A 13503-nucleotide genomic window follows, 5' to 3' on the forward strand; every position below is an offset into this window, starting at 1 on the left:
TAGTTGATTCCACACAAAAAAAGTGCAAACTGCTCTTGTCAGAAAAATGTACTGTTCGGTACAGTACAATATCATTCACCTTGATGCTGCGCAAGGAGCATAAAATGTCGGCTAATGCCACAAATGTTCAATCGCCCAATGTTGCCAGTCATGCCCAGAGTAATGCCACAGATGAGGCAGCATCCCCTGATGTTGATTCACAGACTCAGGATGCTTCTGCCATGAACAAAAGAAAGCGTTTACCCAAGATTATTTTAGCAATTTTTTTAGTCCTTGCCGTACTGGGGATCATTTATTATTTTCTGGTTTACCGGTTTTATGAATCCACTGATAACGCCTATCTAAAAGCTGATGTCACCTGGGTTAGTCCACGTGTTGCTGGTGAAATTACCCAGCTAAACGTTAAAAATAATCAGGAAGTAAAAGCTGGTCAGGTTCTAATGAAACTGGACGACCGTGATACACAGGCACGTTATGAGCAGGCGCAGGCAATCACCCAGCTTAAAGAAGCCGCCCTTGGTGTGCAGCAGCAAAATGCAGCCAGTCAGGACGCGGTAATTCTGGAAGCGCAAGCTGGACTTGATCAGGCGTATGCTGGACTCAAGCAGGCACAGGCTGGCGTGAATCAGGCACAGGCCGAAGTAGCGAGAACACAAAAAGATGCGGCGCGTTATAATGCCTTATTGAGCGAAGGTGTGACCACACGCCAGCGCGTTGAATCTGTACAGGCACAATATCAATCCGCACAGGCACAATATCAGTCGGCGCAGGCCCAATATCAAGCCGCACAGGCGCAAGTCAAACGTGCAGAAGCAGGTATTGCTGGCGCTAAAGCCCAGTTTGGTAGCATACAGGCCAGCCGTGAGCAATTGGTGGCAGATGTTAATAGTGCCAAGGCCAATGTTAACCTGATTGGTGTAGATGCCTCATCCGCTCAAGTCGTTGCCCCGGTTTCCGGCACCATTGGTGATCTGGCCGTGCGTCTGGGTAGTCGGGTTAATCCGCAAACCCGCTTGCTGGCTATTGTACCGCTGGAAAAAACCTTTGTAGAAGCCAACTTCAAGGAAACCCAGATTACTGATATGCACGTTGGCCAGAAAGTAACAGTTGAACTCGATGCTTATCCTGACCATGAGTTTACCGGACATATTGATAGCTTTTCACCAGCTTCCGGTGCCGAATTTTCCCTGATGCCACCTGAAAATGCCACTGGTAACTTTAACAAGGTAGTCCAGCGTGTGCCGGTAAAAATCCTGCTAGACCGTAAGTCGGGTGATCCTGTATTGCGTCCGGGTTTGTCAGCCACGGTGAAAGTTGATTTGCGAACCTAATGATCCTACCAAATCATCACTTAGATTTGATGATATGAGTTTGTCATTACATTGTCACTGCTTTTGGGTGTTTTAAACAGATAGTAAAACTGTCCAGATCATGATTACTTGGGCAGTTGCTATTGTAGTTAAAGTTGCTGTTGTTTTTAAAATAATGGTCAGCACTGGAATTGAGTATGAAAATTAGTCCTGCTGCGGCATGGGCCATGTTTGGTGCCATGGTTTTTGGCAACTTTATGGCAATTCTGGACATTCAGATTGTTGCAAGTTCCATTAACGAAATTCAGGCAGGCCTTGGGGCGAGTCAAAGTGAAGTTGCCTGGGTGCAAACCATTTACCTGATTGCCGAAGTCATTGCCATTCCGCTATCTGCTTTGCTCTCCAATTTGTTGTCGACCCGGGTCTATTTTACTATTTCAGCACTGGGTTTTTCGCTGGCTTCCCTGATGTGCGGTTTCTCATGGAATCTGGAATCCATGCTGGTATTTCGCGCCTTTCAGGGTTTTCTAGGCGGTGGCATGATTCCTACCACCATGGCAGCGCTATTTGTGCTGTTTCCCAAGGAAAAGCAGGCGCTGCCCATGGTTGTGGTAGGGATGGTGAGTACACTTGGTCCGGCGATTGGCCCCACACTTGGCGGCTGGCTCACCACGCATTTTTCGTGGCACTGGATGTTTTTCATCAATATCATGCCGGGCTTGCTGATTGCTTCATTTGTGTATTCAGCGCAGGATCTGGACAAACCTAACCCGGAATTGTTTGCCCGTATTGACTGGCTGGGGCTGGCCAGTATGGCTATTTTTCTGGGTGGGCTTGAGTTTGTGCTGGATGAAGGCCCGCGTAATGACTGGTTTTCCGACCATGCCATTTTATATACCGCCATTGCCTGTTTGCTTTCGGCAATCATTTTTTTCTACCGCTGTCTGACAGTTCGCCAGCCAATTGTTGATCTTAGCGTATTTAATAATCGCAATTTCAGCTTAAGTTCCATGATGACCTTTGTACTGGGCATGGCGCTGTATGGCATGGTGTATATCGTTCCGGTATTTTTAGGACAGGTTCGTGGCATGAACAGTAGCCAGATTGGCCATATCATGCTGGTGATGGGTGTAACCATGTTTCTGTTTGCGCCTTTTGTGGGTTCGGTCATGTCCAAGTTTGATGCGCGCAAGGTGATTTTTGCAGGCTTGTCCATTGCAGCACTGGGCGTTGTGCTAAACGCCAATCTGACCACCCAAAGTGATTTTGACGAATTTTTTTGGCCACAGGTATTGCGTGGTATTGGTATGATGATGGGCCTGATCATTATGTCGCAACTGGCCATGTCTACCTTGCCGCTGCACAAAATTAAAAGTGCCAGCGGCGTATATAACCTGACCCGTAATATTGGCGGGGCGATTGGTCTGGCTATCATTAATACCTTAATTGACCAGCGCATGGCAGTGCATGTCACTGGCCTAAGCAGTTATTTGATTCCATCACGCCCCGAAGTGGTGGATTATGTGGCGCAATTAACCGCCAAGTATCAGGCGATGGCTGGCGATCAGGCCGAACAATTAGCGATTACCATGCTGAGTCGGCAAATGCATTTGCAAGCGCTGACCTTAACCTTTAACGACATCTTAAAAATGCTGGCTGCACTCATGTTTGCCACGGCCTTTATTGTCTTTTTTGTGAAGAAACCCAGCAATACTTCTGTAGACAACATGCCCGTTCACTAGAATTGGCAGAAAACATCATGATTGCGCTGTTAAATTAGAGTTTTTATTCAATTTAACGGTGCAAGCTTGGTTAAAGCTTTATATACTCGGCAACCATTATCACGTTGCAACGCTAATGGATATTTTTATGAGTCAGTCAAATTCCGCAGGCCGTCGTTTCCGCGATGCGTTAGCTGTAGAAAAACCATTACAAATCCTCGGTACGGTGAATGCCTATGCCGCCATGATGGCAACGCAAGTCGGCTATAAGGCCATTTACCTGTCCGGCGCCGGTGTTGCGAACTATTCTTATGGCTTGCCAGACCTTGGCATGACCAGTCTAGATGACGTACTGACCGATGTGCGCCGCATTACCAGTCAGGTTGATACGCCATTACTGGTGGATATTGATACCGGTTGGGGTGGTGCATTCAATATTTCCCGCACCATTAAGGAAATGATTCGTGCTGGTGCTGCTGCCGTGCATATTGAAGATCAGGTCGCACAAAAACGCTGTGGTCATCGTCCTAACAAGGAAATCGTGACACAAGCTGAAATGGTTGATCGCATTAAAGCTGCGGCTGATGCCAAAACTGATCCCGATTTTGTACTGATGGCGCGTACCGATGCGCTGCAACAAGAAGGCTTGCAAGGTGTAATCGACCGTGCCTGTGCCTGTGTGGAAGCGGGTGCTGATGCCATTTTTGCCGAAGCCATGACCGACATTACCATGTACCGCAAAGTGGTTGATGCTGTTGGCGTTCCGGTACTGGCTAACATTACCGAATTTGGTACAACCCCGTATTACACCGTGAATGAACTGGGTGAGCAGGGCATTGGCATGGTGCTGTATCCGCTCTCTGCTACCCGTGCCATGCAAAAAGCGGCACTGGAAGTGATGCAGGCCATTCGCAAGGAAGGCACGCAAGTCAATGTACTGGACAACATGCAAAAGCGCAGCGAGCTGTACGAGTTCCTGAACTATCATTCTTTTGAAGACAAATTAGATCAACTCTTTAAACAGGAGAAATAACAATGGCAGAAGGTAAAGTATTGTCTGGTGCGGGGCTGCGCGGTCAGGTAGCGGGTAAAACAGCACTGTCTACTGTAGGAAAATCTGGCGCGGGTTTGACCTATCGCGGTTATGACGTCAAAGACCTTGCAGAACATTGTGAGTTTGAAGAAGTTGCTTACCTGATTTTCTTTGGTGAACTGCCGAATGCTGAACAACTGGCTGCCTACAAAGCCAAGTTAAAAGGTTTGCGTAGCCTGCCTCAGGCATTAAAAGACGTGCTGGAACGCATTCCTGCCGATTCTCATCCCATGGATGTCATGCGTACTGGCTGCTCGATGCTGGGTAACCTTGAAACAGAACAATCATTTGATCAGCAGCAGGAAGTGACTGACCGCCTGCTGGCTGCATTCCCGTCTATCATCACGTATTGGTATCGCTTTAGCCATGATGGCGTGCGTATTGATGAAAATACCGATGATGACTCGATTGGCGCGCATTTCCTGCACTTGTTAAAAGGTGAAAAACCTAATGAGCTGCATGCTAAGGTCATGAATGTATCGCTGATTTTGTACGCAGAGCATGAGTTCAATGCCTCTACATTCACTGCGCGCGTATGTGCGTCAACCCTCTCTGACATGCATTCCTGCGTGACTGGCGCGATTGGCTCCCTGCGTGGCCCATTGCATGGTGGCGCGAACGAAGCTGCCATGGACATGATTGAAAAATTCACTGATCCTGATCATGCCGAAAGTGAAATGATGGCCATGCTGGCACGCAAAGACAAGATCATGGGCTTTGGTCATGCCATCTATAAGGACAACGATCCACGTAATGGCATTATCAAGCAATGGTCAGAAAAACTGGCCGCTGATGTAGGCGATACCGTACTGTATCCGGTATCTGTACGCTGTGAAGAAGTGATGTGGCGCGAGAAAAAACTGTTCTGTAATGCAGACTTTTTCCATGCCTCTGCTTACCACTTTATGGGAATTCCCACCAAGCTGTTCACCCCAATTTTTGTGATGAGCCGTTTGACTGGCTGGGCTGCCCATGTAATGGAACAGCGTGCCGATAACCGCATTATTCGTCCAAGTGCGGAATATACTGGCCCGGAACTACGCACTGTGACGCCTATTGCTCAGCGTTAATTTGCTGTAGCAATTAAAAAGCAGGTCTTGATGGCTTGCTTTTTTTATCTGAAAAACCTAACTACTAAATTAATATCCTAGTGTAAATTTTAAATTTACTAAAAAATTATTCATTTAAAAAACTTCCTATTTTTCCCTTGAAATAATGAAACACTTTAAGACCATAGATTCATGCAAAGTGGCTGATAAAACAGTATAATGCCGCCTTTCTTAATTTTAGTAGCGCATTAGGATAGACAATGACTGCACGTATTCAACAAGGCAACTTAAGCATTGCCAAAGAATTGTACGATTTTATTGAAAACGAAGCCTTGGCGGGTACAGGCGTCGATAGCGCAACCTACTGGAAAAATTTTGAGCAGGTGGTTAGTGATCTAACACCAAAAAATAAAGAATTACTGGCCAAGCGTGAAGAACTGCAAGCCCAGATTGATGAATGGCATCGCAATAATCCTGGCTTTGACAAAACGGCCTATCAGGCTTTCCTGCGTGAAATTGGTTATATCGTGCCAGAAGGCGACGACTTTCAGATTACCACTGAAAATGTTGATGAAGAAATTGCAACCCTGGCAGGTGCCCAGCTGGTTGTGCCTGTACGCAATGCCCGTTATGCCTTAAACGCGGCCAATGCACGCTGGGGTTCACTGTACGATGCCCTGTATGGCACCGATGTGATTTCTGAAGCTGACGGGGCTGAAAAAGGCAAGGGCTATAATCCGGTTCGTGGTAATCAAGTGATTGCATTTGCTAAAAATTTCCTCGACAAAACCTTTGCACTGGAAAATGGCTCACATGCTGATGCCACCAAATACGCAATTGATGGCAATAAACTGGTGGTGAGCCTAAAAGACGGCAGCACGAGCGGCCTGAAAAATACCGACCAACTGGTGGGTTATAATGGTGATGCTGCCAATCCAAATGAAGTGTTGCTGAAGAACAACGGCCTGCATGTTGTTATCCAGATTGATGCAGCTAGCCCAATCGGCCAGACTGATGCTGCTGGCGTAAAAGACCTGCTGGTTGAAGCAGCCGTAACCACCATTCAGGATCTTGAAGATTCGGTTGCTGCTGTTGATGCGGAAGAAAAAGTGGAAGGCTACCGCAACTGGCTGGGCCTGATTAAAGGTGACCTGCAAGAATCTTTTCAGAAAGGCGGCAAAACCGTTACCCGTCAGATGAATTCTGATCTGACATTCAAGGATTTAAACGGTGGAGAGTTGAAGTTGCATGGCCGTTCATTAATGCTGTTGCGTAATGTGGGTCATTTGATGACTAACCCAGCCATCCTTGTAGATGGTGAAGAAGTCTTTGAAGGCATCATGGATGCGCTGGTGACTTCACTGCTGACTATCCATGATATAAAGGGCACCAACACGTTGCGTAACTCACGCACGGGTTCCATGTATATTGTTAAGCCAAAAATGCATGGCCCAGAAGAAGTGAAATTTGCGGTTGAGCTGTTTGAGCGTGCTGAACAGGCTGTTGGCCTGCCACCGAAATCCCTGAAAATCGGGATTATGGATGAAGAGCGCCGCACTTCGGTTAATCTGAAAGAATGTATCCGTGCTGCAAGTGATCGCACGATCTTTATTAACACAGGCTTTATGGACCGTACCGGTGACGAAATCCATACTTCCATGGAAGCTGGCCCGGTTGTGCGTAAAGAAGAAGTGAAAACTCAGAAATGGCTCGCTGCCTACGAAAACCGTAACGTTGCTATCGGTCTGGCCTGTGGCCTGCAAGGTAAAGCCCAGATTGGTAAAGGCATGTGGCCAAAACCAGACATGATGAAAGACATGCTGGCCACCAAAACTGCACATCCTAAAGCAGGTGCTTCCTGTGCATGGGTTCCATCACCAACTGGTGCGGCTTTGCATGCGTTGCATTACCATGAAGTTAACGTAAAAGCACGTCAGGATGAACTGAAGTCTCAGCCAGCAGCTTCACTAGAAGACTTGTTAACCCCGCCTTTGGCCGCTGATACCAGCTGGTCTCAGGACGAGCTGACCAACGAGCTGGAAAACAACTGTCAGGGTATTCTGGGTTATGTGGTTCGCTGGGTTGATCTGGGCGTTGGTTGTTCCAAAGTGCCTGATATCAACAACGTTGGCCTGATGGAAGATCGTGCAACCCTGCGTATTTCCAGCCAGCATGTTGCCAACTGGCTGCGCCACAATATTGTGAGCAAAGAGCAGGTACAGGAAGTGCTAGAGCGTATGGCAGTGATTGTTGACCAGCAAAATGCCAACGATCCATTCTATAAGCCAATGGCGCCAAACTTTGCTGATAGCATCGCTTTCCAGGCTGCCAGCGACCTGATTTTCAAGGGAACAGTACAGCCAAGTGGTTATACTGAGCCATTGCTGCACGCTGCACGCCTAAAGCTAAAAGCTGCACAGTAAGTAGTAATGTTAAAAAACCGCTCTAAATCAGGGCGGTTTTTTTTATTGAGATTTTTATACAACGATAAAATTTTTAGGGTTGTACAATGTCTAAACAGCAAATGCTAAAAAACAGCAAAAACCAGTCTGGTTTTTAAGACAGCTTTTATTTTAATGTTATGATGGATTTGCAGGTTTGGCGGAGTATTAGCGGGTGAAGGATAAACAATCCAGCAGTTTTCGTGGCAGTTCTCGTAGTGACTTTCGCAATATTGGCCTAGTCGGGCGTACTGGAAAAGCAGCTGTCGTAGATACCTTGTGCCTGCTGTATGAGCACTTGATTGCCAAAGGCTTGCATCCCATTTTTGATGAGGAAACAGCCACACTCGTGCCAATGGAAGCAGTGCAAATAGTTTCACGCGCTTTGCTGGGTGAAGTTTGTGATCTAGTGATTGTGGTTGGGGGTGATGGCTCGCTATTGCATGCGGCACGCGATCTGGTGCGTTATAAAACGCCGGTGATTGGTATCAACCGTGGTCGACTGGGTTTTTTAACCGATATTTCACCGCATGAGGTGCTGTTTAAACTTGATCAGGTTTTGGCGGGTCATTATCACATTGACCGCCGGTTTTTACTTCAATTGGAAGTGCGGTCAGGTACTCAGGTTAAATATGAAGCCATTGCCTTGAACGATATTGTGCTGCACGCTGGTAAATCGGTACATATGATTGACTTCGAGCTCAGCATTGATGGTCATTATGTGTATCGTCAACATAGTGACGGGCTGATTATTTCAACGCCTACTGGTTCTACGGCCTATGCATTGTCTGCGGGTGGGCCAATTATGTATCCCACCATGGATGCCGTGGTGATTGTGCCCATGCATCCACATACCTTATCCAGCCGGCCCATTGTGGTAGGCGGGGAAAGCGAAATCAAGATTTATATTCGTGATAACCGGGTTTTGCCGATGGTGAGTGCTGATGGTCAAACCAGTGTATCCCTGCAAATTGGTGACTGGTTGCATATTCGCAAACATCCCTTCAAACTAAGCCTGCTGCATCCACCCGGCTATGACTTTTATGCAGCCTGCCGTACCAAGCTGGGCTGGAACCAGGATTTTGATAAATTCCAAGAAGATTAGTTTTGCTGTCAGCATACTTTTTGGAAAACTGGCTTTTAAGAGAAATGACACATGAATATTGATCAAGTACTGGCTGCATTAACACCAGAAATTGTAGAACGGTTTAAGACAGCGATTGAAACCGGCAAATGGCCAGATGGGCGTCTGCTAACACCGGAACAGCGTGAAACCTGTATGCAGGCTGTGGTTGCATGGGAACACAAACATTTACCGGAAGAGCAGCGTACCGGCTATATTGACCGTGGTAGCAAGAAAAAAGATGAAAGCTGTGATTCACACAGCCATGATTCGTCTGGTGATAATCCTGATGAAGAACGGCCGCTTCGTCTGGTATAAAGCTGGGCTATTATAAAATAGTAGTTATAAAGACAGTATTAACAGGCTAATTAAATGCCTGTTACTTTTTAGAAAGTTTATTCGATTTATTGATGTTCAGTCCTATTCACTTATTTTTTTGATCACTATCCCAAACAATGAAAACTTACTTGCACTCAATATTAAAGGGCAGCCTGATTAGCATTTTCATGCTCACTGTACCAACTGGTTATGCACAAGAAATTAATTCTCAAGAACTTATGCTTGAACATAATAGTCAGGAAGGTGAGAATGATCTTGCCTATGATTTTTTTACCGGCACCTTACAACTCATTGCGCCTGTACAGGCAAATCCTGATCAAGGAGGTAAGCAACCTGTGCCGCAATTGCAACTTAACCGTTGTGATTTGGGGCAAAATCAGTATGTGCTGATAGAAAGTCAGGATCATACCGTGCAGCAGTTTAGCCAACACTATAATAAACAGCTTCAGGCTGCCGAAACTGAAAGTCATAAAATTCAGGCCACCGTTATTGGTGCTTATGAGGAAAAGGACGGTAAAAACTATTTACGGGTAAAAAGTATTGAGGATGTAAAAACGGATACAAGCTGTCATTTAATGGACATGTTTCCCTAAAGGGCCTACCGGAACATTATCATGCTGCAAAAAGCCAGTTGAAATTCAGGTCAGCGACCCCTATGTTATTAAAGTTATTTTTCTAAAAATTCAGAGAACATTTATGCTATTTCATATTCCCAAATTGCCATCGGAAATGCAGATTACCCATTTAAATGGCAAACTGGAAGATCAGCAGCTCAAACTGGCAGAATCCCTGATGGGCTGGAGCGAGCAGCGTGAGCTGAAAAAGCGTATTGAGCGTGACCAGAAACAGCGTAAAAAAGACAATCAGCGTATTTTTGTGCTGGACTTTAAAGGTGATATTCAGGCCAGTAGTGTTGAGCATTTGCGTGAAGAAATCACTATGATTTTATCTACTGCCAAGGCAGGCCGTGACCGGGTTATTTTGCGTCTTGAAAGTCCAGGTGGATTGGTACATGGCTATGGTCTGGCAGCAGCACAACTGGCGCGCCTGCGGGATGCCGGATTTAACCTGACCATTTGTGTGGACAAGGTTGCAGCCAGCGGCGGCTATATGATGGCCTGTCTAGCGCATGAAATTATTGCAGCGCCATTTGCTGTGGTGGGTTCTATTGGTGTGGTTGCCCAGATGCCCAACTTTCACAAGCTATTGAAGCAGCACAACATTGATTTTGATGTGTATACTGCGGGCGAATACAAACGCACAGTGACTGTATTTGGTGAAAATACCGATGAAGACCGTGCCAAGTTTGAATCCGAATTGCAACAAACTCATGCGCTGTTTAAGCACTTTGTTGAAAAATATCGTCCCAAGCTCAACGTGTCTGAAGTTGCCACAGGTGAACACTGGTATGGTGAAGATGCTTTAAAGCTGAATCTGGTGGATAAACTGGAAACCTCGGATGCTTATTTGCTGTCCTTATTGCCCAAGCATGATGTATATGTTCTGCATTCACGCAAGAAGCCAACACTCGGCGAAAAGCTTGGCTTGCAGGCTGCCCAGTTAAGCAGTGAGCTTGCGCCAGTGTTAACCAATGTATTGCGTGAAAGCCTGATGAAACTGAGCAGCAAGGTTGTCATGCTAAAAGATAGCCGTCTAGGCTAAAGCGCAGGATAATTAGGCTGTAGCCATAAAAAACGTCTGATTGAATCAGGCGTTTTTTTATGGGTGATTAAAAACCCGATGTTAGCGGTATACCGGAGTCAATTAGCGCCAATACAGGCTGTAAGGAATGTTCGATATTACCCTGTTGCTCCAGCTGGGCAAAACGCTGTATTGCCAGTTCATGCTCAACCACATAGGTAAAAAATGCCAAATCTTCTGGACTGCTGTGTTGTTGTAGGCGTTTAAAAGCCTGCAAGAATTGTTTAGTACCATCTTCAAGCAGTTGCATCGCCATATTCCAGGGTAATAGGGCAAGCGCTGCGCCGGAAGCAGAAGCTTGCAGTTTGGCGATTGCGTCTGCTTTGGCATGTTGTTGGCTTTGTTTTAAATAATCCAAAAAATAGTCTTTGGTCTGGGTTTCCAGTGCAGCCAGCACTTGCCACTTTTTACGCTGTTTTGGATTGCTACTCAACCGTGCTGCAACCTTAAATAATTGCTCGCCTAGAATTTCAGAGGTTAAAAGCTTATTTAAATCTTTTTGCCGGGCTTTTTTAGAGTAACTCTTAGTATTGGTCATATCTGTAGCCTGATTAATTTTCAGCATAAGTAGCCAATAGCCTAGCAGACAATTAGAGCAATTACTCTAATTGTCTGCTGAAAAATGAAGCTCAAAATAGTAGAGCCACTAAATGCATTAATAAATAAATACGATAAATTAGCTAGCTAATCGGCTAAGCACTGCCTGACCTACCGCATGCGCACTTTTAGGGTTTTGGCCAGTAATCAGTAAACCGTCTTCTACCACGTTTTCAGTAAAGGGAATCAGCGCTTTTTCATAATGGGCACCGCGCTGGGTCAGCTCATCTTGCAGGCTAAATGGCACAGCATGGTCCCGTTTGGCCAACTGTTCTTCCTTCCAGGAAAATCCGGTAAGTTTTTTACCTTGAACCAAATAATTTCCGGTGGAGAGTTTTACATTCAGCAAGCCACACGGCCCGTGGCAAACCGCAGAAACGATTTTATTATTTTCATAAAACTCGGCAATCAGGCGGGCAAGGGCTGCATTGTTGGCAAAGTCAAACATCACGCCATGACCGCCCGTTAGATAGATGGCATCATATTGATTGACATCAACATCAGCCACACTTTGCGTGTTTTTAAGCTGGTCCATAAAAGCCCGGTCTTCATAGCGCTTATTGACGGCATCTTTCAAGCCTGTCATTTGAATGAGTTCGGGCATCAGCAGGCTTTCCGGGTCGATGGGCACATAGCCGCCTGCTGGACTGGCAATATCCATGGTTAAACCAGCTTTTTCCAGCACATCCCAAAAATGCGTAAGCTCACTAAGCCACAATCCAGTACGGTAACCCACTTTTTCAAATTCTTCAGTGTTAGTTACCACAATCAGGACTTTTTTGCTTTGGGTCATGCTGGCAATCTCTTTAAAAGGGCATGCCAGCACTGTAGAGGCTTAAAAGTCTAATAAATTGATAGTTAACCAATTTTAACAGCAATTCAAACAAAGCACTGTGCTTGTGTACCTAACACAACACTAAAAAATGAAGAGGTTAGCTTATTTATCAATAGGTTATTTTTCATGACGTTGTTGCCATAGTTGCTGGGCAAGATTCAATGCGCCTTCAATCGAATCTGCCTTTTGCAGGCTATATAGTGCTAATGCTAGCGTGCCGGTAATCGCCTGATAACCGTAGGCATGTTCAGCCGTGCCTTGCCACACCGCAATAAAATGGTCAAGGTCGAAAGCTTCCTCGGCATCAGAGCGGGCAGCATTTAGCATTGGCCATTCCAGCTCATAACCCGTGCCATTTTGAATACCGACCACTAGCGTGCGCGCGTCCGGATTGCGCTCAAACTCACCACCTTCACCTTTAATCACGGCGGTGTTCTGGTAACCCAGTCGCAGGGCTGCCTGCTGGTGCGACGCACGATAAGCCGGATGAAAAATGGCTTGCAGGGTAACAGGCGCATTTAAGGGATTAATCAGGCGAGCAAGTGTATGAACAGGTGAACGCAGGCCCATCAGGTTGCGCATTTCAATAATATCGCCCAGTTTTGGTGAAAATGCAGCCAGCGGCATGTAGGCAAAATTATATTTTAACAGTGCCTGTTCTACCTGCTGGCTATTGTGGCAAATCTCGTGGCCCAGTTTTGGCAGCACATCTTCAGTGTATAGACGGTTAATGGTGTGTCCTGCTGCACCGTGCATAAAAATACGGTAACCATGTTTGGCCAGTGTCAGGGCAGCCAGCAAAAACCACGGATAATGCTTGCGCTTGCCCGCATAGCTTGACCAATCCAGATCTATTTGCAGAGGCGGAAGTTGAATCCGGTCTTTAGTGGCCTGTACAAAACCAGCCAGTTCATCTACCGACTCTTCCTTAACCCGCAGCAGCATTAAGAATGCACCAAGCTGCACATCTTCTACTTCATCATCCAGAATCATGCCAAAAGCGTGCAGGGCTTCGTCATAGGTAAGCGAGCGGCTACCGCGTTTGCCCTTACCCAAAATACGCACATACTGGGCAAATGGATGTTCATTATCCTTATAGATATTGGCTTGGGGCCGGGGGCGGGAAGTTGTCATGATTTAATGTCTTATAAGCTGAAGTGATACTGGCCAGAAGAATAGCAAAATGCGCGCCACAATGGCTTGGTGGTATTGCACCAAAGTGTTCAATTGTTTTGGTATTAATCAGTATTAATACTGCAAAAACGGTCACGTATAATGGCATAATTACTGCCGT

Annotated in this window: 12 protein-coding genes; 9 read left to right on the top strand and 3 right to left on the bottom strand. The window is 46.1% G+C overall.

Going from position 1 to position 13503, the window contains the following annotated elements; translation table 11 throughout:
• The first annotated feature begins 221 nt into the window (after window positions 1-221).
• The 9 genes from Q337_RS0103940 (at window position 222) to sohB (ending at window position 10738) form a co-directional block, all read left to right on the top strand.
• Window positions 222-1331, top strand: coding sequence for an HlyD family secretion protein (locus Q337_RS0103940; RefSeq protein WP_034279411.1), 1110 nt, complete (start codon window positions 222-224; stop codon window positions 1329-1331).
• 176 nt (window positions 1332-1507) lie between these two features.
• Window positions 1508-3052 (top strand): DHA2 family efflux MFS transporter permease subunit, encoded by a 1545-nt coding sequence (locus Q337_RS16685; RefSeq protein WP_051526538.1) that lies wholly within the window; start codon window positions 1508-1510, stop codon window positions 3050-3052.
• 127 nt (window positions 3053-3179) lie between these two features.
• The gene (gene prpB / locus Q337_RS0103950; protein WP_026470486.1) at window positions 3180-4064 is read left to right on the top strand and encodes a methylisocitrate lyase; all 885 of its coding nucleotides are present in this window, start codon (window positions 3180-3182) and stop codon (window positions 4062-4064) included.
• 2 nt (window positions 4065-4066) lie between these two features.
• Window positions 4067-5194: a bifunctional 2-methylcitrate synthase/citrate synthase gene (gene prpC, locus Q337_RS0103955; protein WP_026470487.1), complete on the top strand. Its 1128-nt coding sequence runs from the start codon at window positions 4067-4069 to the stop codon at window positions 5192-5194.
• A gap of 239 nt (window positions 5195-5433) precedes the next feature.
• Complete coding sequence (locus Q337_RS0103960; protein WP_026470488.1) at window positions 5434-7596, top strand: malate synthase G; 2163 nt, start codon at window positions 5434-5436, stop codon at window positions 7594-7596.
• Window positions 7597-7789: 193 nt separating this feature from the next.
• Entirely contained in the window at window positions 7790-8719 is a 930-nt protein-coding gene (locus tag Q337_RS0103965) for an NAD(+) kinase (protein WP_051526539.1), read from the top strand.
• 51 nt (window positions 8720-8770) lie between these two features.
• Window positions 8771-9055, top strand: coding sequence for a YeaC family protein (locus Q337_RS0103970; RefSeq protein ID WP_026470490.1), 285 nt, complete (start codon window positions 8771-8773; stop codon window positions 9053-9055).
• A gap of 149 nt (window positions 9056-9204) precedes the next feature.
• On the top strand, window positions 9205-9669 hold the full coding sequence (locus Q337_RS16690) for a hypothetical protein (protein WP_156935694.1): 465 nt from the start codon (window positions 9205-9207) through the stop codon (window positions 9667-9669).
• Between the two features lie 103 nt (window positions 9670-9772).
• Window positions 9773-10738 (top strand): protease SohB, encoded by a 966-nt coding sequence (sohB, locus tag Q337_RS0103980; protein ID WP_026470491.1) that lies wholly within the window; start codon window positions 9773-9775, stop codon window positions 10736-10738.
• Between the two features lie 67 nt (window positions 10739-10805).
• Here sohB and Q337_RS0103985 read toward each other — a convergent pair whose 3' ends face one another.
• The 3 genes from Q337_RS0103985 to Q337_RS0103995 all read right to left on the bottom strand — a co-directional run bounded on the left by Q337_RS0103985 (window position 10806) and on the right by Q337_RS0103995 (window position 13343).
• The gene (locus tag Q337_RS0103985) at window positions 10806-11315 is read right to left on the bottom strand and encodes a hypothetical protein (protein ID WP_034279417.1); all 510 of its coding nucleotides are present in this window, start codon (window positions 11313-11315) and stop codon (window positions 10806-10808) included.
• A 138-nt stretch (window positions 11316-11453) separates the two neighbouring features.
• A complete protein-coding gene (locus Q337_RS0103990; protein WP_026470493.1) occupies window positions 11454-12167 on the bottom strand; it encodes a type 1 glutamine amidotransferase domain-containing protein in 714 nt (237 codons plus the stop codon).
• Window positions 12168-12326: 159 nt separating this feature from the next.
• A complete protein-coding gene (locus tag Q337_RS0103995; RefSeq protein WP_026470494.1) occupies window positions 12327-13343 on the bottom strand; it encodes a glycosyl transferase family protein in 1017 nt (338 codons plus the stop codon).
• Between the last annotated feature and the right edge of the window lie 160 nt (window positions 13344-13503).

Origin of the sequence: Alkanindiges illinoisensis DSM 15370, from assembly GCF_000619845.1 — a bacterium.
In the GTDB taxonomy this organism is placed as follows: domain Bacteria; phylum Pseudomonadota; class Gammaproteobacteria; order Pseudomonadales; family Moraxellaceae; genus Alkanindiges; species Alkanindiges illinoisensis.

Coding starts and splice junctions, on each gene's coding strand:
- Q337_RS0103940 (WP_034279411.1), top strand. CDS start 222: ATGAACAAAAGAAAGCGTTTACCCAAGATTATTTTAGCAATTTTTTTA.
- Q337_RS16685 (WP_051526538.1), top strand. CDS start 1,508: ATGAAAATTAGTCCTGCTGCGGCATGGGCCATGTTTGGTGCCATGGTT.
- prpB (WP_026470486.1), top strand. CDS start 3,180: ATGAGTCAGTCAAATTCCGCAGGCCGTCGTTTCCGCGATGCGTTAGCT.
- prpC (WP_026470487.1), top strand. CDS start 4,067: ATGGCAGAAGGTAAAGTATTGTCTGGTGCGGGGCTGCGCGGTCAGGTA.
- Q337_RS0103960 (WP_026470488.1), top strand. CDS start 5,434: ATGACTGCACGTATTCAACAAGGCAACTTAAGCATTGCCAAAGAATTG.
- Q337_RS0103970 (WP_026470490.1), top strand. CDS start 8,771: ATGAATATTGATCAAGTACTGGCTGCATTAACACCAGAAATTGTAGAA.
- sohB (WP_026470491.1), top strand. CDS start 9,773: ATGCTATTTCATATTCCCAAATTGCCATCGGAAATGCAGATTACCCAT.
- Q337_RS0103985 (WP_034279417.1), bottom strand. CDS start 11,315: ATGACCAATACTAAGAGTTACTCTAAAAAAGCCCGGCAAAAAGATTTA.
- Q337_RS0103990 (WP_026470493.1), bottom strand. CDS start 12,167: ATGACCCAAAGCAAAAAAGTCCTGATTGTGGTAACTAACACTGAAGAA.
- Q337_RS0103995 (WP_026470494.1), bottom strand. CDS start 13,343: ATGACAACTTCCCGCCCCCGGCCCCAAGCCAATATCTATAAGGATAAT.